Origin of the sequence: Paenibacillus vietnamensis (assembly GCF_020169515.1) — a bacterium.
Lineage (GTDB): Bacteria > Bacillota > Bacilli > Paenibacillales > Paenibacillaceae > Pristimantibacillus > Pristimantibacillus vietnamensis.
Map to the genome: position 1 here is coordinate 26642 of NZ_JAHMHW010000016.1, position 19756 is coordinate 46397.

20 protein-coding genes are annotated in these 19756 nt (G+C 56.6%); 15 read left to right on the forward strand and 5 right to left on the reverse strand.

Annotated elements, in window-relative coordinates; translation table 11 throughout:
- The first annotated feature begins 609 nt into the window (after positions 1-609).
- Complete coding sequence (locus KP806_RS21965) at positions 610-1449, forward strand: sugar phosphate isomerase/epimerase family protein (RefSeq protein ID WP_224725897.1); 840 nt, start codon at positions 610-612, stop codon at positions 1447-1449.
- 4 nt (positions 1450-1453) lie between these two features.
- Positions 1454-2827 carry an MATE family efflux transporter gene (locus KP806_RS21970; protein WP_224725898.1) on the forward strand — a complete coding sequence of 458 codons (1374 nt, stop codon included), beginning with the start codon at positions 1454-1456 and terminating at the stop codon, positions 2825-2827.
- Between the two features lie 503 nt (positions 2828-3330).
- On the opposite strand, the gene KP806_RS21975 is transcribed toward KP806_RS21970, so the two are convergent.
- A complete protein-coding gene (locus KP806_RS21975; RefSeq protein WP_224725899.1) occupies positions 3331-4161 on the reverse strand; it encodes a sugar phosphate isomerase/epimerase family protein in 831 nt (276 codons plus the stop codon).
- 225 nt (positions 4162-4386) lie between these two features.
- Between KP806_RS21975 and KP806_RS21980 the strand changes: the two genes are divergently transcribed.
- Positions 4387-5427, forward strand: coding sequence for a LacI family DNA-binding transcriptional regulator (locus KP806_RS21980; RefSeq protein ID WP_224725900.1), 1041 nt, complete (start codon positions 4387-4389; stop codon positions 5425-5427).
- A 61-nt stretch (positions 5428-5488) separates the two neighbouring features.
- Complete coding sequence (locus tag KP806_RS21985) at positions 5489-5719, forward strand: TolB family protein (RefSeq protein WP_224725901.1); 231 nt, start codon at positions 5489-5491, stop codon at positions 5717-5719.
- A gap of 52 nt (positions 5720-5771) precedes the next feature.
- Here the strand turns inward: KP806_RS21985 and KP806_RS21990 are convergent, their stop codons facing one another.
- From KP806_RS21990 to KP806_RS22000, 3 genes are all read right to left on the reverse strand, one after another.
- Positions 5772-5966 (reverse strand): hypothetical protein, encoded by a 195-nt coding sequence (locus tag KP806_RS21990; protein ID WP_224725902.1) that lies wholly within the window; start codon positions 5964-5966, stop codon positions 5772-5774.
- 56 nt (positions 5967-6022) lie between these two features.
- Positions 6023-6184 carry a hypothetical protein gene (locus tag KP806_RS21995; RefSeq protein WP_224725903.1) on the reverse strand — a complete coding sequence of 54 codons (162 nt, stop codon included), beginning with the start codon at positions 6182-6184 and terminating at the stop codon, positions 6023-6025.
- A 97-nt stretch (positions 6185-6281) separates the two neighbouring features.
- Entirely contained in the window at positions 6282-7139 is an 858-nt protein-coding gene (locus KP806_RS22000; RefSeq protein ID WP_224725904.1) for an AraC family transcriptional regulator, read from the reverse strand.
- Between the two features lie 161 nt (positions 7140-7300).
- Between KP806_RS22000 and KP806_RS22005 the strand changes: the two genes are divergently transcribed.
- The 10 genes from KP806_RS22005 to KP806_RS22050 all read left to right on the forward strand — a co-directional run bounded on the left by KP806_RS22005 (position 7301) and on the right by KP806_RS22050 (position 18709).
- Positions 7301-8131 carry an amidohydrolase family protein gene (locus tag KP806_RS22005; protein WP_224725978.1) on the forward strand — a complete coding sequence of 277 codons (831 nt, stop codon included), beginning with the start codon at positions 7301-7303 and terminating at the stop codon, positions 8129-8131.
- Positions 8128-9624: a tagaturonate reductase gene (locus tag KP806_RS22010; protein ID WP_224725905.1), complete on the forward strand. Its 1497-nt coding sequence runs from the start codon at positions 8128-8130 to the stop codon at positions 9622-9624. Before KP806_RS22005 ends, KP806_RS22010 begins: the two co-directional genes overlap by 4 nt.
- Positions 9617-11110 (forward strand): UxaA family hydrolase, encoded by a 1494-nt coding sequence (locus tag KP806_RS22015; RefSeq protein WP_224725906.1) that lies wholly within the window; start codon positions 9617-9619, stop codon positions 11108-11110. Before KP806_RS22010 ends, KP806_RS22015 begins: the two co-directional genes overlap by 8 nt.
- 30 nt (positions 11111-11140) lie before the next feature.
- A complete protein-coding gene (locus tag KP806_RS22020) occupies positions 11141-12085 on the forward strand; it encodes an aldo/keto reductase (RefSeq protein WP_224725907.1) in 945 nt (314 codons plus the stop codon).
- 122 nt (positions 12086-12207) lie between these two features.
- Positions 12208-13221 carry a zinc-binding alcohol dehydrogenase family protein gene (locus KP806_RS22025; RefSeq protein ID WP_224725908.1) on the forward strand — a complete coding sequence of 338 codons (1014 nt, stop codon included), beginning with the start codon at positions 12208-12210 and terminating at the stop codon, positions 13219-13221.
- A 208-nt stretch (positions 13222-13429) separates the two neighbouring features.
- Entirely contained in the window at positions 13430-14611 is a 1182-nt protein-coding gene (locus KP806_RS22030; RefSeq protein ID WP_397376425.1) for an MFS transporter, read from the forward strand.
- 127 nt (positions 14612-14738) lie between these two features.
- Positions 14739-15476 (forward strand): ABC transporter ATP-binding protein, encoded by a 738-nt coding sequence (locus KP806_RS22035; RefSeq protein WP_224725910.1) that lies wholly within the window; start codon positions 14739-14741, stop codon positions 15474-15476.
- 4 nt (positions 15477-15480) lie between these two features.
- Positions 15481-16242 carry an ABC transporter permease gene (locus KP806_RS22040; RefSeq protein WP_224725911.1) on the forward strand — a complete coding sequence of 254 codons (762 nt, stop codon included), beginning with the start codon at positions 15481-15483 and terminating at the stop codon, positions 16240-16242.
- 7 nt (positions 16243-16249) lie between these two features.
- Positions 16250-17092 carry an MBL fold metallo-hydrolase gene (locus KP806_RS22045; protein ID WP_224725912.1) on the forward strand — a complete coding sequence of 281 codons (843 nt, stop codon included), beginning with the start codon at positions 16250-16252 and terminating at the stop codon, positions 17090-17092.
- A gap of 123 nt (positions 17093-17215) precedes the next feature.
- Entirely contained in the window at positions 17216-18709 is a 1494-nt protein-coding gene (locus KP806_RS22050; RefSeq protein WP_224725913.1) for an MDR family MFS transporter, read from the forward strand.
- Positions 18710-18711: 2 nt separating this feature from the next.
- Here KP806_RS22050 and KP806_RS22055 read toward each other — a convergent pair whose 3' ends face one another.
- Complete coding sequence (locus KP806_RS22055; protein WP_224725914.1) at positions 18712-19143, reverse strand: DMT family transporter; 432 nt, start codon at positions 19141-19143, stop codon at positions 18712-18714.
- Positions 19144-19281: 138 nt separating this feature from the next.
- Here KP806_RS22055 and KP806_RS22060 point away from each other — a divergent pair, with 138 nt between their 5' ends.
- Complete coding sequence (locus KP806_RS22060; RefSeq protein WP_224725915.1) at positions 19282-19746, forward strand: divergent PAP2 family protein; 465 nt, start codon at positions 19282-19284, stop codon at positions 19744-19746.
- Positions 19747-19756 lie beyond the last annotated feature (10 nt).

A 19756-nucleotide genomic window follows, 5' to 3' on the forward strand; every position in this document is an offset into this window, starting at 1 on the left:
GCAGCGCGGGGCAGTCTTGCCATAGTGAGGTGCAGCGGCGCAGGTCTCGCCATAGTGAGGTGCAGCGGCGCAGGTCTCGCCATAGTGCGATGCAGCGCTGGGCAGGTCTTGCCATAGTAAGGTGCATCGGCGCAGGTCTCGCATTGGTTCGTGGACATGGCCTGAAGAACGGGTTTGTATTGCGGAGATGAGTTGTAACGGCATAGTAAGTGCTGTGGTGCGGGCTTCGGTATGCCGGTATGTCCAATGAGTACACCGGGTGTCGTGTGCTGCGATCAGCAGCTGTATTTGATGCTGTTATTTTGCACGAAGTATTCTCATTCAGGAAAATAACTGTGTTTTATGCAGGTAATCCAATGGTTTTTCCAAAAATGTCAGCCGGGTCGGGATATAGATACACGAAATACAGTTAATTTAGTTTCATGAGTTAAAGGGCTGAAATTAGTTGTATCAAATACAGTTACTTCCATATCGCCCTCATTTCCGCCTCCCAAAATGGAGGTGTAACGGGGCAAGGAGCAGACTGAACAAAACTACCTGAATGAACCAAACTACCTGAATGAACCAAACTACCTGAATGAACCAAACGATAGAAAGAAGGCCTGAACCATGACTTTTCCATTCAAGCTATCCCTTAATACTTCGACGCTGTTTCCTTACAAGCTGGGTGTGGAGGAGCATATCGCCGTGGCGGCGGAAGCCGGCTATGCCGGCATCGAGCTGTGGGTACGCGATATCGATGCGTATTTGGAAGCGGGAGGCAGGCTGCCGGCTTTGCGGCGCAGGCTCGAAGAGGCGGGCATCGAAGCGGTGAATGCGATCGCCTTCTGGACATGGGCCGATTCGGAGCCGGCTGCTCGCCGCCAAGGCTTCGAGCATGCGAAGCGCGAGCTGGAGCTGCTCGCCGAGCTTGGCTGCGCCGCGGCGGCCGCGCCCCCGTTCGGCAGCGTTGCCGGAACGGAGCTCGGCGACATGGCCGAGCAGTTCGCGAAGCTGGCCGAGCTGTCGCGGGGGCTCGGCGTCGAGCCGTATCTGGAGTTCTGGGGCCGGGCAAGCAGGCTGAACAAGCTTAGCGAAGCCGTCTATGTCGCGATGCAAAGCGGTGTGAAGGACGCCAAGCTGCTGCTCGATCCGTTCCACATGTACACCGGAGGAAGCGATACGGAAGGGATCGGCTTCCTGCAGGGGAACCGCATCGGCATCGTGCACGTGAACGACTATCCAGCCGTACCGCCGCGGGCGGACATTGCCGACAAGGACCGCCTGTTCCCAGGGGACGGCATAGCGCCTTCCGCCCGTATCGCCAAGCTGCTGTATGACTCCGGCTACCGCGGCTATTTGTCGCTCGAGCTGTTCATCAGCGATTTTGGGGGCAGATCCGCGCTGGACATCGCAAGGCACGGGCTGAAGAAAGCGATAGCCGCCTATTCGGTCGCGGCTTCCGTATAAAGCGATGGCTAAGGGGAGCAAGGCAGGCGTTACTTTATCGCTGTTTGCGCTGACTTGGCCGATCTACGTGGAATCGGCGCTGCAGATGTTTCTGAGGATTTCCGATACCTTCATGCTGAGCAAGGTGTCGGACGAGGCGGTTGCGGCCGTCGGCGTCGCCAACCAAATTCTTATTTTTGTCGTGCTGATGTTTAACGTCATTGCCGTCGGATCGGCGGTCGTCATTACGCAATACCTCGGAGCGCGCCGCTTTGACGAGATCGGGAGGCTGGCATCCTCCTCCGTGGCGATCAACTTTTTGTTCGGCGTACTGGTCAGCGTCATTGTCGTCAGCTTTGCGAAGCCGCTGCTCGGCATATTCGAGCTGGACCCTGAAGTATTCGGTCTGTCGCAGCGCTTCCTCCATATTTCGGGTGCGGCGCTTGTCATTCAAGGCGTGCTGACCGCCGTCACCGCGATCATCCAGTCCCACGGCTACACCCGCCATACGATGATGGTCACGATCGGCATGAACGTGCTGAATTTGTGCGGCAATTATCTGGTCATTTACGGTCCATTCGGCTTCCCGAAGCTCGGCGTGACCGGCGTCGCATTCTCCACGGCGGCCGCCCAGCTGATCGGGCTTGCCGTCAATTTGTATATTCTAAGGAAAACGGCGGGTGTCGCGCTTACTTGGAGGCATCTGACGAGGTGGTCGAAGGAGCATGTGCAAAAGGTGCTGAGCGTCGGATTTCCGTCCTCCGTCAACAACTGTTCTTACTCCGCGAGCCAATTCGTCACGACTGCAATGATCGCCACGCTCGGGACGACGGCGCTGACGACCCGTATTTATACGATGAATCTCGTTTTTCTGGTTATGATTCTTGCGATTTCGATCGGGAGGGGCGGACAGATTCTGATCGGCCATCTGATCGGAGCCGGAGAGCGGGAGGAGGCTAACCGGACGGTGTACCGCAACCTGCGCATCAGCATGCTGATCACGCTGTCCGCTGCGGCTGTGCTGGCACTGTTCCGCGTGCCGCTGCTGAAGCTGTTCACGGGGGACGCTTCGATCGTCGAAATGGGAGCGGTACTGCTGCTGCTCGGGCTGCTGCTTGAGCCGGGCCGCAATTTCAACATTATACTCGAACGCTCGCTTGCCGCTGCGGGCGATGCGCGGTTCGCAATGATCGGAGCCGTATCCGTCAGCTGGCTGTTCAGCGTGCCGATGATCTACTTGCTCGGCATTCATATGGGATACGGCCTGATCGGCATGTGGGCGGCGTTTATTATGGACGAATGGTTCCGAGGGCTCATCCTGTTTATGCGCTGGCGCAGCAAGGCGTGGCAAAGGAAATCGCTCGTACAGCGGAAGGAAGAGATTACCGTTCAAGCGTAAACGACGGGTACTGTGCACGGCAGCCCGGCATTGTGCACGAACCGTTAGCTGCGTCTTTGCGCAGCCCGGTTCTGTGCCGTCCTTTGGCGGCTGAAGCTCGTCATCGCTTAGAAATAGAAGTTAGTTATAAGCTCAAGTTATACAATTTAGCAGCGAAACCGGTTCGACCCCAAAGCCTCTCCTTCGGCTTGTCCGACAACGGACAAAAACGCCGATTAGAGTAACAATGCAGCGAGTGTCGGCGGCTAACGGACAGTAGAGCAGCTTAGGTCGGATGGAAGATTTGTACTCATTAGCAGCATGGCTTTAAAGTGCTGAGGTGACCGTTAGCATGTGGAAATCACTTAATAGGGGATCTAAGTGTCTCTGTTGTCCCTTAGACGTACGTCACCTCAACTTCCGACGCGTTGAAACCACCCCTTTTTATGCCGAAGGAACCCGGTATGGTCCCGATATGCTGCCGAATTGGGGCTAAGGTCTATACGACGCCGCATCGCCTTCCGTCAAAGAGCAATTCCGATTTCTGCGGCAGTCCTGCGTATGTAATCCGCAGCTTGCTTATATTCTTCATTCGTAGACAGATGCTCGATGATCAGTGTCGTATCCGGGTGCAGCTTGTTGAGCTCCAAGAGATAGGTCCGGTAATCCAATATGCCCTGTCCGGGAATGACCTCGTCCAGGTGAACGGTCAATTTGCCTCTAAGCAGAATGTCCTTGGCATGACAATTGCGGATATAGGGCCCCAGCTTGGCGAAAAAATCACGGATCATCTCGCCTGTGCGGTAATACGCGCGGGGACTGCTGACGATATTGACCGGATCGAAATGAACGCCGAACCCCTTACGGTCTATGGCTTTGATAAGCGCGAGATAGGAATCGGCGGAATCCGGGAAAACCCAAGGCATCATCTCCAGAGCAAATACGGTGCGCTCCGGCCGGACGGCATCAATAATTTCGCGCGTCGTTTCTACGATCAGCTCGAAGGTGCCGCTGCTGAAATTGTCCGGGTCCGGCCCGTCCCATTGCTCGCCGCGCGAGCCGGCGATGTTCACGCAGCACTGGGCGCCGATCGTCTCGGCCACCTCGAGCCTTTTGATGCAGTAGGCGATGGCGGCTTTCCGCACCTCGTCGTTCCGGCTGATCGGGTTGCTCCAAGCCCCGACCTCGGAGATGAGAATATCGTGCTTGCGGGCCGCTTTCAAATAATCGTCCAACTCCCCTGAGTCGTCTCCGTCGACCGGGCAAGTCGCAGCGCGGAAGCCTGCAGCCTTAAGCGCATACGACCAGCTGTCCGGATTTTTGTCCTCCAGAAATACCTGTCCTCCAAGCCTCATCTTTGATCCCTTCCTTTATTCGAATGGTAATGGATAAGCATGAAAGCGTTAAGCGTTTGATGGGCAAAGTATACCATAAACGCGCGTTTATGCAAGCCCGTTCTGGCGACCCGCGAGCATACCGGCATCAGCCTCCGACCGCCCTGAAAAATATTGACAGCGATTTCAAGAATTATGTATGATAAACCAATAAACGCGTGTTCATTGAAAGAGGTTGAGCCTGATTTGAAAAAGGGAGACATCAAAAGCATCGAAATCGCCCGTCTGGCCGGCGTGTCCCGAAGCACGGTCAGCAGGGTGATCAACAATTACGCCAACGTACCGGCAGAGACGCGCGAGAAGGTAATGAACGTCATCCGGGAGTACAATTATGTGCCTAACGTATCGGCGCAGGTGCTGGCGGGCAAGAAAGCGCGCACGCTCGGGCTGTTCCTGATCGCGCCCGGCCACGTATCCGGCGATATCCTCACCAACATGCTCATGGTCAGCGTGATCGAGAATGCGTCCGCACACGGCTATTACGTGCTGACGCATATTATCCGCGACGCCGGGGACACGGATACGGTGAAGAGCGTGCGGGAGATTTTTTACCAGCGCCGGATTGACGGGGGCATCTTTATCGGCGCGGACAATCGCGAGCCGTTCATCGAGGAGCTGATCGCGGAAGGCTTCATCGTCGGCGTGGTCGACCAGGAGCAGCCGGACGAGCCTCAGCCGAACCGGATCGCCGTCCGTTTCGACAACGAGTCGGGCATGAAGCAGGCCGTCTCTTATTTGGCGGGACTCGGCCACACCCGAATCGGCGTTATTAACGGGGATATGAAGCGCCTGTCGGGCCCTGCGAAATACGAGGGTTTCCTGAAGGCAATGCAAGCCTGCGGCTTGCAGGTGAATCCGGATTGGGTGCTGGACGGCAGCTTTCATGAGGATAGCGGGTACGAAGCGATTCAAGCTTTTCTCGGCAAAAAGGCCGAAAGGCCCACCGCCATCATTGCGGCGAACGACAGCGTTGCATTTGGCGCGATCCGTGCATTGAGGGAGCTCGGTCTGACCGTGCCAGAGGACATCTCCGTCGTCGGCTTTGACGACCACGCATTAAGCGAGAGGCATCATCCGGCGCTGACGACCGTCCGGGTCGATTTCGGCGGCATGCTGGCGCAACTGACGTCCGCCCTGATCGGCAAAATCGAGCAGCCGGGCGAAGAAGCTGAACAAATTACCCAGGATTGCACGCTTGTTGTACGGGAGTCATGCCGAAGGCTGTAGGAAGAGAAGAACGATCGACGCGGACGTTACGCGCAGCAAATGTTGAAAGGATGGTAGAGGGATGAAATCGCCGGACGGAGTCCTGGTTGCTTACCTGGCCTATCGCAAGGGAGATATCGCCCCGGGAGACCGCCCCGCGAATAAAAACGCCGAGATTCGATTAATGGACAGCGAAGGCGGTCCGTACCGGACTTTAGCCAAGCTGTTCGGCGGTCAGGGCACGATTAATGTCAATTCGTGGTCGCCGGACAGCAGCCGGCTGGCCTTTGTCAGCTATCGGCTTCACGCATAAAAAAGGATCCGTTCGGGACAGTCCGAGCGGATCCTTTTTTTGGCTTATGAGATTAGCCTTCCTGACCGGGACGAACGCGGACGACGCCGATGTCTGAAGCGTTGATTGCGAATGCGTTGCCGCCTTGGTTGATTTTAGCGCTGGCGCCTTGTTTGACGTTGACGAAGGTTTTGGAGTTGTCCCATTTTACGTTGTTCGTTTTTTTGGACTTTTTGGATGGTTTGCCAAAGCCGTAACCGTATGCCATGTTTCTCACCCCCTTTCAAGCGTAATGCCGAAGCGGTGCGATGAAGGGGCGGGAAACTAACGGCGCTTGTCTTTTTTGAAAATTTTCACTGTAGCCGCATTGCTTGCAAGCGCATTGCCGGTATCGGCATTTGCCGCTGCGGACTGAAAAATATTGATGACCAGAAACTGATTTTTGCCTACACGGTACTTGAAGGTTTTGACGCTCGAACGAACCATTTCTGTTCCTCCCCTATCAGCAGGTTAATCTACCATATAACATATGATAGATTCATAGAGCCCGTGTCCGCTGCCGATAGAGGCGATTCTATCATTTTCAGCCGTTTTTCTTGTAATGGGCCGGCGTCATGCCGGTCAGCTTTTTGAACATGCGGTGAAAATGGGGGACGCTCTCGAAGCCGCACCGTCCGGCGATGTCCGCTATGCTGTCTTCGGTTTCGATCAGCAGCTCCTTCGCCCGTATGATGCGTTTGGTCGTAACGTATTCCGTCACGTTCATGCCGGTCAGCTTCTTGAAGACGCGGGAGAAATGGGCGGGCGTAACCGACGCGAGCCTGGCCAGCTCCGATAAGCCGAGCGCGTCGCCGGGATGCTCGTCGATGTAGGTCAGGATGCTCGTCATCCACCCGGGAGCGGCGGCTGTGGCGGGCTGCGGCGATTCGGGAGCGTAAGCGCTCCGGCTGAGCATCAGCAAAATGTGCTGCAGGTGCAGCAGCACCGCCTGCCGGCTGCCCGGCAGCCTGTTCCGCTCCTCGGCATGGATGGCGTCGATCAGCGCCTCGAGCTGCCGTTTCTCGTTCTCGGTTGCCCGCAGCTTGTACGTTTTGGTGCGTTTCGCCTGCTCGAAGCAGCGCAGGAAGGTGAACGGCTCGCCCAGCGGCGCGCTGTGCACGAGCGTCGGACTGAAGAACAGCGCGGTCGCGGTTTTGGGATTGTCCGGATCGGGGAACGAACGGTGAATCGTGTTGCCGGGTATAAGAAAAATGTCGCCCGCCACGGCGGAGTAGATCGTCTGATCGATAAAAAAAGTGCCTTTTCCGCTGTACAAATAAACGAGCTCGTACCAGTCGTGGATATGGTCGGGCAGCTCGTTTTGCGCGGTTTTTGTATCCCGGTATACGCATTCGAACGGGAACGCTACTCCGGCGTCAAAGCGTTTGCGGTACGGATTCATGGAAGCGGCCTCCTCATGCGGATTGGGATCAGCCTGATTGTAGCAAATATCAAAAAAGAGTACAAATATGCCGGATTAGATCATTTCATGGCCGGTTATTGTTTTTTATAATAGAGAAAACAAGCTTTTGAAATGCAAGGGACAAGGAAGGGGCGATCGTGTTGAGATTGGATGCGCATCAGCATTACTGGAGCATCGAGCGCGGAGATTACGGTTGGATAACGCCGGAGCTTCCGGTCTTGTATAGAGACTTCTTGCCCGGGGATTTGGCTCCGGCCTTGAAGAAGCACGAGCTGGACGGCTCGATCGTCGTGCAAGCCGCGCCAACGCTGGCCGAAACGGATTTTTTGCTGAAGCTGAGCGAGAACGAGCCGTCGGTCAAAGGCGTTGTGGCCTGGCTGGATCTTGCCGATCCGGATTGCAGGCTGCATTACGAGCGATTTGAGAAGCATCCGAAGCTCGTCGGCTTTCGGGTCATGATTCAGGAGATGGAGGACGCAAATGCGGTGCTCGAGCCGGCTTTTGTGGAAGCGCTCACTTATTTTGCCGGAAAAGGGACGCCCGTCGATTTGCTGCTGACGTCGGATCAACTGGAGCCGGCGGCGGAGCTGATCGCCAAGGTGCCCGGCCTGCATGCGGTCATCGACCATATCGCCAAGCCGAACATCAGGGACAGGGTGCTGGAGCCTTGGAAGAGCCAACTCAGCCGCATCGCCGCTCACCCGAACATTTACTGCAAGCTGTCCGGCATGGTGACCGAGGCGGATCACCGCAGCTGGCGGCCGGATGATTTCAAGGCTTATATCAGGCACGCGCTGGATGCCTTCGGACCGAGGCGCGTCATGTTCGGCAGCGACTGGCCGGTGTGCCTGCTGGCCGCAAGCTACGACGAGGTTGTGAATGTGCTGGAGGAAGCGCTGCCGGACGGCTGGACCGCCGGAGACCGGGATCGTCTGTACGGACTAAACGCAAAGGAGTTTTACCGCATATGACAACTTTAAACGCACAAGTGTTGAATGAGGAACAAAACACTCTCTATAAATCAATGAAGGAAGCTCCGGTGACGGTGCTGCAGATCGGCGAAGGGAACTTTTTACGAGGCTTTGCCGACTGGATGCTGCACGAATGCCGCAAGCAGGGGCTGTTCGCGGGCAGTGTCGCGGTGACGCAGCCTCGTCCGGGCGGCAAACCGAAGATCGATGCGCTGGCTGCTCAAGACGGGCTGTATACGCTCGTCATCCGCGGCCTGGAAAACGGGGAAAGCGTGCAGCGGACGGAGGTTATTTCGGTGTTCGGGCAGGCGTTCGATCCGTATTCCAATTGGGATGCATTTCTGGCGCTCGCTGAAAATCCGCATTTGCAGGTCGTCGTCTCCAACACGACGGAAGCGGGATTGGTATATCGGCCGGAAGAGCTGGTCCCTGGCCAGCCGATCCAATCTTATCCCGGCAAGCTGACGCACCTGCTGTACCGCAGATTTACGGCTTTCGGCGGCGATCCGGAGCGCGGACTCGTATGCCTGCCTTGCGAGCTGCTCGAGCGCAACGGCGATGAGCTTCGCGCCTGCGTGCTCCGCTACAGCGACGATTGGGGATATCCCGAGGCGTTCAAGCAATGGGTGCTGGAGCATAACCGCTTTTTGAACTCGCTTGTGGACCGGATTGTGACCGGCTATCCGGAAGCGGAGCAGGCCGAGGCCTGGTTCGGCGAGTGGGGCTACAACGATCCGATGCTGACGACGGCGGAGCCGTACCATCTATGGGCGATCGAGGGAGAGCAGGAGCTTGAGCGTCTGCTGCCGCTGCGCCAGGCGGGCTTGAACGTGCATTGGGTAGACGATTTGAAGCCGTTCCAGCTGCGGAAGGTCCGCATTCTGAACGGTGCGCATACGCTGATGACACCGCTCGGGATTATTCACGGAATCGAGCAGGTGCGCGAGGCGATGGAGGATCCGGCGGTCGGACGGCTCGTACGCGATACGGTCGAGAGGGAAATCATCCCTGCGCTGCCGATTGCGGAGCAGGAGCTCCGGCAGTATGCGGCCGACGTATACGAGCGGTTCCTCAATCCGTTCATCCGGCACCGCCTGGCGGACATTGCGATGAACAGCCTGAGCAAATTCAAGGTTCGCCTGCTGCCTTCGCTGCTTACTTATCTGGAGAACGGCAAACCCGTGCCTGAAGGGCTGGCTCTCGGGTTCGCAGGCCTGCTGCGGTATTACAAAGTGAACCGGACGGAAGCGGGTTTTGAAGGAACGACGCTGACCGGCGCATCCTATGTCGTCCGCGACGACGCGGCGCTGCTGGAGACGATCGCCGGAGTATGGTCGGGTGCTCAGGAGCGAGCGGAGGGTCTTAAGGAAACGGTAGCGGCATTGCTTGGACTGGAGGCGGTATGGGGCCTCGATCTGGCGGCGGTGTGGCCGGAGTTAACGGCAGCGATTGCCGAAAGCATCGAGAAAATGGAGCGTGAAGCAAATGAATAGCTGGGTCAGACTGAATGACAACGATCATGTCGTTATCGCGCTGCAGCCTTTTTCGAAAGGGGATCGGCTGCCGTTAGGCGACGGCACAGAGCTGGAGCTGCTGGACGACGTGCCGAAGGGGCACAAAATATTGACGCGTCCGGTGCGGGAAGGCGAGCATGTGCTCAAGTTCGGTTATTCCATCGGCGTTGCGAAGGAAGATATCGCTCCCGGCAGCTGGGTGCATACGCACAATATGGGGACGGGGCTGAAGGGCTTCCTCGACTATACGTACGAGCCGGACGCGGCTGCGGAGAAGCCGGCGGCTTCCGGTGCCCGAACCTTCCAGGGTTACGTCCGCGAGAACGGCGATGTCGGCATCCGCAACGAGATCTGGATTATCAACACGGTCGGCTGCATTAACAAGACGTGTGAAATCGTAGCAAGAAAAGCCGACACGATGTATGCGGGTCGCGTGGACGGGGTATTCCATTTCGCGCATCCGTTCGGCTGCTCGCAGCTTGGCGACGATCTGGTGCATACGCAGAAGCTGCTGTCGTCGCTGGTTAACCACCCGAATGCGGCCGGCGTGCTCGTTATCGGGCTCGGCTGCGAGAACAACCAGATCGATGCGTTCAAGCAGGCGATCGGAGAGCACAGCCCGGAGCGTATCAAGTTTCTGAAGTCGCAGGATTCCGAGGATGAAATCGGGGAAGCGCTGGAGCTGATCGACGAGCTGGTCGCTTATGCGGAACGCTTCAAGCGCGAGACCGTACCGGTTGCGAAGCTGAAGCTCGGGCTGAAATGCGGGGGCTCGGACGGCTTGTCCGGCATCACGGCGAACCCGCTGGTCGGTGCCGTATCCGACCGGCTGATCGCAGAGGGCGGTACGGCGATCCTGACCGAGGTGCCGGAAATGTTCGGGGCCGAGACAATTCTGATGAACCGCGCGGCGAACGAGCAGGTATTCGGCAAAATCGTGCATCTGATCAACGACTTCAAGCAGTATTTCATTAAGCACGACCAGGAAATTTACGAGAATCCTTCGCCGGGCAACAAAGCGGGCGGCATCAGCACGCTCGAGGAAAAATCGCTCGGCTGCACGCAGAAGGGCGGCCACGCGATCGTGCGCGACGTCGTGCCTTACGGCGAGCGGATTACGAGCACAGGCCTTAATCTGCTGGAGGCGCCGGGCAACGATCTTGTGTCGGTAACCGCGCTGTCCGCGGGCGGAGCGCACATCGTGCTGTTCACGACCGGCAGAGGCACGCCGTTCGGCGGTCCCGTTCCGACGGTCAAAATCGCCACGAACAGCGAGCTCGCAGGTCGCAAGAAGAACTGGATCGACTTCAACGCCGGCCAGCTGCTCGAGGACAAGAGCATGGAGACGCTGACCGACGAGCTGTGGGAGCAGCTGATCCGTCTTGCCTCCGGGGAAATCCGGACGAACAATGAACGAAACGGCTTCAAGGAAATCGCAATTTTCAAAGACGGGGTTATCCTGTAACATCAGAATTTGATAAGGAGCAGTGGTGCGGTGAAATACAGAACACTGGGAAAAACGGGCCTGGACGTGTCCGTGCTCAGCTTCGGAGCGTCGTCGCTCGGCTCGGTATTCCGGGAGACGGACGAGTCCGAAAGCGTGCGGACGGTGCATACGGCGGTTGATATGGGCATCAATCTCATCGACGTTTCCCCGTATTACGGGCTGACAAAAGCGGAAACGGTGCTCGGCAAGGCGATTGCGGAAATTCCGCGGGACCGTTTCTATTTATCGACGAAGGCCGGTCGCTATGGCGTGGACGAGTTTGATTTTTCCGAGAAGCGCATTGTGCAAAGCGTGGAGGAAAGCCTGCGCCGTCTGAACACGGATTATATCGATATTTTATATTTGCACGACATTGAATTCGTTCCGTTCGAGCAGGTGGCCGAAGGGGCGTACGAGGCGCTCGACAAGCTGAAGCGGCAGGGAAAAATCCGTTTCTCCGGTGTGTCCGGGCTTCCGCTTGCGGTATTCGAGAAGTCTCTTGCTTACCGGGACGCGGATTCGGTGCTTTCGTACTGCCATTATTCGCTGAACGATACGTCCCTGCTCGATATGTTGCCGCTCCTGGAGGAGAAGCAAGTCGGTCTTGTGAACGCGTCGCCGCTGTCGATGGGTCTGCTTAGCACTCGGCCTGTGGCGGACTGGCATCCGGCGGATGCCGAGCTCGCCGCCGCATGCAAGAAGGCGGCGGAGCATTGCGCAGCGCGTGGAACGGAGATCGCCAAGCTGGCGATTCAGTATTCTACCGCGAACGAACGCATTCCGACAACGCTCGTGAGCACGGCCAATCCGGACAACATCCGCAGAAACGTGGAATGGGCCGGAGAAGCGATGGATGAGGAGCTGCTTGGCGAAGTGCTGGATATTCTCGCTCCGGTCCATAACCGGACTTGGGTAAGCGGTATGCCGGAATACAACGAGAACCTTAAGCTGTAGCGCTCTGTCAGGCTCTTGGACGATCCGCCGGGGGCGGACGGGCACCTGAGATTGGACTTGCGGGGCGATACTCACAAAATATACCGCGGCTGTTCGGCTGCGGCTACGGGAGAGGTTGACGGGTGAAAGCGATCGTATGTGAACAAGTGGACCGGCTTCGGCTGGTCGAGCAGGAGGAGCCTGCGGCAGGGCCGGGCACGGCAATCGTGCGCATCCGCCGAATCGGGATATGCGGCACAGACCTGCATGCATATAAGGGGAATCAGCCGTTTTTTTCGTACCCCCGTGTGCTTGGCCATGAGCTGTCCGGCGTGGTGGAGCAGGCCGACGATCCGAGCGGCCGGATCAAGGCCGGCGACCAGGTCAGCATCGTCCCTTATATGCATTGCGGGACGTGTATTGCCTGCCGCAACGGGAAGACGAATTGCTGCATGGACATGAAGGTGCTGGGCGTCCATATCGACGGCGGCATGCGGGAGAGAATCGCCGTTCCGGTGACGCATCTGCTCGTAACGAACGAGCTGACGCTCGATCAGGCGGCGGTGCTCGAGCCGCTGAGCATCGGGGCGCATGCGGTGCGCCGCAGCGGATTGGAAGCGGGCGAGACGGCGCTCGTTATCGGCTCGGGGCCGATCGGGCTTGGCGTCATGGCGTTCGCGAAGCATCGCGGAGCCCGCGTCATTGCGATGGATATCCAGGAGGAGCGGCTTGCATTTTGCCGGAAGTGGGCAAGGGCGGACGAAACCGTAAATGCGCGGAGCGGTGCGTTAGAGCAGCTTATGGCGCTTACGGACGGCGAGCTTCCGACGGCGGTCTTTGACGCGACGGGCAACGCGCGGTCGATGACGGACGCGTTCGGTTATGCTGCACACGGCGGCCGGCTCGTTTATGTCGGCCTCGTGAAAGCGGATTTGACGTTCCACGATCCGGATTTCCACAAGCGGGAGCTGACACTGATGGGAAGCCGGAACGCTACGCTGGAGGATTTTGCGGCCGTCCAGGCGGCCGTAAGGGCCGGCAGCATCGACGTTGACAGCTTCATAACGCACAGAGCACCATTCGAGGAGATGATCGCCCATTTCGACAGCTGGCTGAAGCCGGAGTCGAAGGTGATCAAGGCGATGGTCGAGCTGTAGCGGGACAACCCCGCCGCCGGGCAGTTTCTGCCTTGCGGCGGGGTTTGTTTTCCGTCCGAAACCCCGAGCCGCAGTCGGGAATTAGAAGATTACCGTATAAATTCTTCGCATTGTGCGGCAATCATAAAAGGAATATGATAAAAATAAAGCGTTTTCGATAATAGAGTGCTGAAACGGTTTGATTTTAAAGAGGCGGTGGGAGGCAAGGATGGTACGCATATCGGCTTATATTTGTTTAATGTTTTCCACGTTTCCTATCGTCGGCTTTTTTCTGCCCCCGTATTTGCAAAGTAAAGGATTGGACTCTATCCAGATCGGAATGGTAATGGCTTGCGGGGCCGTGATCTCCATTATCGCGCAGCCGTTCTGGGGGTTTGTCAGCGACCGAAGGAAAACCGTTAAAAATGTGCTGATCCTTTTAATTTGCGGAAACTTTATAGCCGTTTCAGGCTTTTTCTCGATGGAGCATTTTGTTACGATAGCTGTGTTCTTTACGATTTTTATGTTTTTCAATAGCGCTACCGGAGCACTGACGGAGACGTTGGTTATCTCCTATACGCATGTGCACAAAATCGAATATGGCAAAGTCCGGCTGTGGGGCGAGGTTGGCGTCGGGTTATCCGCACTGATGCTCGGCGTTGTAATCGACCGTCTGGGTCTGGGGTATATGTGGATCATTTACAGCAGCTTGCTTGCCGCAGCTCTAGTCATGATCAATACGCTGAAGGATTCCGCATCAACGCCGGTCCCCGTTAATTTCAAGGCGCTTGGAAAGCTGTTTATGCAGCCGAAGCTCCTCTGTTTTCTGGCGCTTATTATGACCGTCAGCATTCCCCATCGAATGAATGATATCCTGCTCTCTTTATACTTCACGGAACTCGGAGCGCCCAAATCCATGTTCGGATACGCTTGGGTCGTAGCGACGTTCAGCACGGTGCCGGCTCTGCTGTTAGTGGGCAGGCTGGTGAAGAGGTGGAACGCGATGACCGTTCTGGTTATGGCCGTGCTTGCCTATTCGGTCAGGTGGGCTGTATACGGCATGGCGGATGATCCGATCGTTCTTATCGCAGCACAGGCTTTGCACAGCGTTACGTTCCCGTTGTTCCTTGTCGCATCGATCCAGCATTTGATGAACATCGTTCCCGGAGAGCTCAGAGCCAGCGGACAAGCTGCGTTTGCCGTCACGTTCGGCGGTCTGGGCGGGATGCTTGGAAGCATCGGCGGAGGTTACGCGTTCGAGCAGTTCGGCGCCAAAGCGGCGTACGGCATCGGAAGCGGTCTCGCTTTCCTTACGGCGGTGATCGTGCTCATTACTTTAATAGTGAATCGGCAGAAACGGGGCATGATAAAAGCTGGAAGCGAACGCGGAGCCGCCCTGTTAAACGAATGAAAAGCTGACAGTAAGCTTCCGCATAAGCGGCGGCGTACTGCCGGTTTTTTTCTTTTATAGCCATTTTTTCTGTTTTTCCCGCGGGCATTAAAGCTATAATGATAAAAAGGAAATGGAGGACAAAACCGTGTTGCCTTTGCTACAAATCAAGCAGGTGCGCAAAAACCGCGACGACGCGGACAAGTCCCCGTTATTCTCGAACGTAAATGCGGAGATCGCGGAGCCCGAAATGATCGCGCTCCTGGGCGTGTCCGGACAGGGAAAAAGCACGCTGCTCCGCATTCTGGCCTCGCTCACCCGGGCGGATGAAGGGGAAATCGCGATGCAGGGCGCTTCTCAGCATCAAATGGATCCCAGAGAATGGAGAATGAAGGTATGCTACGTCGCCCAGCAGCCGGTCATGCTTGGCGGAAGCATCGAGCATAACTTAAAGACGGTCAGCCTGCTCCACCGGACGCCGTATGACAAGAAGCTTGCGGAAAGGCTGATGGGCGAGCTCGGGCTGGAGCACCTGGAGCCGGGGAAGCACGCGCAGGATTTGTCCGGCGGCGAGAAGCAGAGAGTGTCGCTGCTGAGGTCGCTTATGCTTCGGCCGCAGGTGCTGCTGCTCGACGAGGTTACGGCTTCGCTGGACCGGGGCAGCAAGGAAAAGGTGGAGCGTGCCCTGCAGGAATGGCATCGCAAGGAAGGGACGGCCATGATCTGGGTGACCCATGATTTGGAGCAGGCGAAAGAAGTAAGCGGCACGGTCTGGTTTATGGGCGAAGGAACGCTGCTGGAGAACAGCACGACGAATTCGTTTTTCGAGCGTCCCGCCACGGAGCTTGCTCAAGGCTACATCAAATCGCCGGAGCAGAAGGAGTAGACTTATGTCCATTCTGGCATTAAGCTTTACGCTGCTGTTCGTCATGATAACGATGCTTATATCGGTATGGCAGAAGCTCGGGCTGGAGCGGGACATCGCCATCGGCACAGTCCGCTCCGCGGTGCAGCTTTTGCTCGTCGGTTATGTGCTTCAGTTTATTTTCAATATGCGCAATCCCGTGCTGATCGTTCTGATTCTGATCGTCATGATCACGGTCGCTTCAATAAATGCGGCCAAACGGGGCAAAGGGCTTGCGGGCGTGCTGTGGAAAATCGCGCTGGCGATCACCGCCACCGAGCTGCTGATGATGGGGCTGCTGCTCGGCTTCGGCATTATCGAGGCGACTCCGCAATATATCATTCCGATCAGCGGGATGACGATCGGCAACGCAATGGTCGTGGCGGGCCTGCTGCTCAATCAGATGAGAAGAGAGGTCGAGTCCTCCCGCGGGGAAATCGAGCTGCTGCTCTCCTTGGGCGCAACTGCCAGGCAGGCCGTACAGGACGCGATGAAGCGTTCGGTCAAAGCGAGCATGATCCCGACGATCGACGGAATGAAGACGGTGGGGCTCGTCCAGCTCCCGGGCATGATGACGGGGATGATCATCGCGGGAGCCAACCCGGTCGAGGCGGTCCGCTATCAGATTCTGATTGTTTTCGCTTTTACAAGCTCGGCGGCGGTTACGAGCATCATTCTAAACTTGCTGAGCTACCGGCTGTGGTTTACGAAAGATTTGCAGCTTCAACCGATAAAAGAAAAAGGATGATGAACAAGTGAAGGTATACAAGAACGGGGCGGAGCTGAAGGAGCAAATTTCGGCGACGCTCCTTCCGGAGCAGGCGCTGGCGCTGTGGGCGCTCGGCCAGGAGGGTTTTCTCGTAAAATGGATGAAAAAAACGATGCTGTTCGATCCGTACTTGACGAATTCCGTCTATGAGCAGGCCGGTCCGCCTTGGTCCAGAGCGTTCGAGCCGCCGCTGTCGCCTGAGCAGTGCCGGGATGTGGACTACGTCGTCGTCTCGCATCACCACGAGGACCATATGGACGGGCAGACTTTGCAGGCGATGCGGGAATCGGCAGCCACTACATTTATCGTTCCGAAGGCGCATCTGCCGCTCATGAAGGAATGGGGCTTTGCCGACGGACAGCTTATCGGCATGTCCCATGGGCAGTCAATCGAGCTGGAAACCGGCATCCGGCTTGAAGCGTTCGCAGCGAAGCATGAGCAGTTCGAGCAGGATGAGGCGGGCGAGCATAAGTTTCTGGGCTACACGGCTTCCTTTGGCGGCATTCAGCTGTACCACGCGGGGGATACCGTAGGCTTTACCGAGCTGGTCGCCTGGCTGCAGGCGAAGAAGATCGATATCGCGCTGCTGCCGATAAACGGGCGGGATTTCGTCAGGGGCGGGCAGGGAATCGTCGGCAACTGCAATTACCGGGAAGCGGCCGAGATCGCGGTGCAGGCCGGCGCGGATCTCCTTATTCCGATGCATTACGGTTTATTCGCGCATAATGACGAGAATCCGGCTTATTTCGTCGATTACTTATACCGCCATTATCCTGCGCAAAAATTCCATATGTTCGCTCCCGGGGAAAGGTTTGTTTATTTCAAATAAGGATAGCAATCGAAAAGAAATCATTTAAAATACGGCATGCTATAATAAAAGCCTGTCATACAAAATGCCATGGACGTTCATGCATGCGGCCTTATTGGCAGAGACAAAGAGAGGGGCAAGGTTGTGGAAACTGTAAAGCAATCCCGCGAAAGCGGCGGGACTTTCGGAGGCAAAGGCAATTTTCTAGTCATTATGGTAATGATTCTCGGCGTCTTCGTTGCGATTCTGAACGAGACGCTGCTTAACGTCGCTTTAACCAAAATCATGGAAGACATCGGAATAAGTCCAAGCACGGCCCAATGGCTGTCAACCGGATATTTGCTCGTAATCGGCGTACTCATCCCGGTTACCGCTTATTTGATCCAGCGGTTCACGACAAGGACTTTATTCCTGTCGGCGATGGTCTTGTTTACGTTCGGTACGCTGCTCGCGGCCGTTGCTCCGGGCTTCGCCTTTCTTCTGATCGGAAGGGTACTGCAAGCGTCGGGTACGGGACTGCTCTTCCCCCTTCTGACGAATGTGGTGTTCGCCATGGTGCCGATTGAGAAGCGCGGCTCTGCGATGGGGACGATCGGGATCGTTATCACCTTCGCTCCGGCAATCGGACCTACGTTGTCCGGCATTATCGTCGAGCATTTCAGCTGGAGGGTGCTGTTCTACAGCGTCCTGCCGATCGCGCTGTTCGTAATCGCTTTTGCGGCGGTCAAGCTGAAGAATGTGACCGAAACAACGAATCCGCGTATCGACGTGCTTTCGCTTATTTTATCGACGTGCGGCTTCGGCGGTATCGTCTTCGGCTTCAGCAGCGCCGGGGAAGGCCATGGGGGCTGGGCCAGCGCAACGGTTCTGGTTCCGATGGCGATCGGTATCGTATCGCTTCTTCTGTTCACGTGGAGGCAGCTGTCGATTGCCGAGCCGCTCCTTGAGCTGAGAGCTTTCAAATACCGCGTGTTCAGGCTGTCGACGTTTATTATGATGATCGTGATGATGTCGATGTTCTCCGCGATGATGCTGCTGCCGATCTTCCTTCAAAACGCACTGGATTACACTCCGCTGGAGGCGGGATTTGTTATGCTGCCCGGCGGAATTATGATGGGCATTATGTCCCCGATTACAGGCAGATTGTTCGATAAGTTCGGGGCGAAATGGCTGGCCGTCGTCGGTCTCGCGCTCATGGGCAACACGCTATGGCAATTCGCGCATATTACGCCCGACACTTCTTATATGCTCATCATGATCCTGAACACGCTGCTCATGCTCGGCATCTCCATGCTGATGATGCCGGTGATGACCAACGCGCTGAACGAGCTGCCGCCGCCGCTATATGCTCACGGCACGGCGATTATCAGCACGCTGCAGCAGGTATCGGGCGCGGTAGGCACTGCGCTGCTGGTCGCGATTATGACGAGCGGCAGTGCCCGTTACCTGGAGACGGCCGGCGCAGGCGGAGATGCTGCGACTGTACAGATTATGGCCATGGTCGCTGGCATGAAGAACGCTTTTCTGCTGGCCTTCGGCCTGGTCGTTATCGCATGGCTCGCTTCGTTCTTGCTGAAGCGTGCTGTGCCGCCTCAGACGGAAGACGGCTTGGCTCAGAATAGAGTTACGGCTCATTAAAGTTACTTAAGCTTAAACACGACGACCCCGGCGATCATGATGCCGATGCCGATTAGCCTGTTGGCGGACAGAGGCACCCGTTCGACGCCGAACAAGCCGAGGCTGTCGATCAGAAGGGCGACAATAAGCTGGGTGATGAGCAGAATGGCAATCGAGTAGGCAGGTCCGAGCGAATCGATGCTTTTTATGACGCTGAATATGATCATGACGCCGATCGCTCCGCCTAGCCAGTACAGCTTGCTTACACCGTTCAGCTTGGATAAGCCGCCTTCTTCCCTAGACAGCAGCAAAATAACAACAGATAGAAGAAAGCCGGTGCCGTGGACCCACGTATTCGTGAGCCAGAAGCCGGCTTTTTCGCTCATGCGCGTATTGAATACGCCTTGAATGCCGACCAGTACGCCGGCGATTAGCGAATAGATCAATCCAATCATGTTCTAACCTCCATACTCCTTATATAAACCTGCCCAGCGCTGTTGAAAAGGCTGCGGATCCTCCGGAGAACCGGCGGCATGAATTTACCCATGGGTGGGCAAAATGACGGGAGAACGTTGACGGGAGGTTGAGCTTTAGTGGCAAATAGAGGATTGATCACGGCGATGACGGCTGTCGCCGCGGCACAGCTGTTAAAGGTACCTCTGCATCATGCAGATACCGGAAAATGGGACTTGAGCAAAGCGATCGGCTCGGGCGGCATGCCCAGCTCGCATTCGAGCGGCGTCACGGCGCTTGCTGCTTATACGGCAACAAAATACGGCGTCAAGACGCCGTTATTCGCGGTATCGGCTATGCTCGGCATTATCGTTATGTATGATGCGATGAATATCCGCAGGCATGCCGGCGAAATAGCCGTTCAGGTCAACGATCTGGACGTAGAGGTTGAGAAGCTGGCCGGCGAGCATCCGGGCCTCTTCCACAAACAGAAGCGGGAGCGGCTCAAGGAATCTCTTGGCCATCAGCCGATCGAGGTAACCGCCGGAGCCGTGCTGGGCGCTTGCATTGGTTTTGTCGGGGCGCTGTCGTCATCAAAATGTTAAGACCGGATTA

What these genes read in the sequence shown, in the direction of transcription:
- KP806_RS21970 (WP_224725898.1), top strand. Translation starts at nt 1,454, where the DNA reads ATGGCTAAGGGGAGCAAGGCAGGCGTTACTTTATCGCTGTTTGCGCTG.
- KP806_RS22030 (WP_397376425.1), top strand. Translation starts at nt 13,430, where the DNA reads ATGGTACGCATATCGGCTTATATTTGTTTAATGTTTTCCACGTTTCCT.
- KP806_RS22015 (WP_224725906.1), top strand. Translation starts at nt 9,617, where the DNA reads ATGAATAGCTGGGTCAGACTGAATGACAACGATCATGTCGTTATCGCG.
- KP806_RS21965 (WP_224725897.1), top strand. Translation starts at nt 610, where the DNA reads ATGACTTTTCCATTCAAGCTATCCCTTAATACTTCGACGCTGTTTCCT.
- KP806_RS21975 (WP_224725899.1), bottom strand. Translation starts at nt 4,161, where the DNA reads ATGAGGCTTGGAGGACAGGTATTTCTGGAGGACAAAAATCCGGACAGC.
- KP806_RS21995 (WP_224725903.1), bottom strand. Translation starts at nt 6,184, where the DNA reads ATGGTTCGTTCGAGCGTCAAAACCTTCAAGTACCGTGTAGGCAAAAAT.
- KP806_RS22040 (WP_224725911.1), top strand. Translation starts at nt 15,481, where the DNA reads ATGTCCATTCTGGCATTAAGCTTTACGCTGCTGTTCGTCATGATAACG.
- KP806_RS21990 (WP_224725902.1), bottom strand. Translation starts at nt 5,966, where the DNA reads ATGGCATACGGTTACGGCTTTGGCAAACCATCCAAAAAGTCCAAAAAA.
- KP806_RS22010 (WP_224725905.1), top strand. Translation starts at nt 8,128, where the DNA reads ATGACAACTTTAAACGCACAAGTGTTGAATGAGGAACAAAACACTCTC.
- KP806_RS21985 (WP_224725901.1), top strand. Translation starts at nt 5,489, where the DNA reads ATGAAATCGCCGGACGGAGTCCTGGTTGCTTACCTGGCCTATCGCAAG.
- KP806_RS22055 (WP_224725914.1), bottom strand. Translation starts at nt 19,143, where the DNA reads ATGATTGGATTGATCTATTCGCTAATCGCCGGCGTACTGGTCGGCATT.
- KP806_RS22000 (WP_224725904.1), bottom strand. Translation starts at nt 7,139, where the DNA reads ATGAATCCGTACCGCAAACGCTTTGACGCCGGAGTAGCGTTCCCGTTC.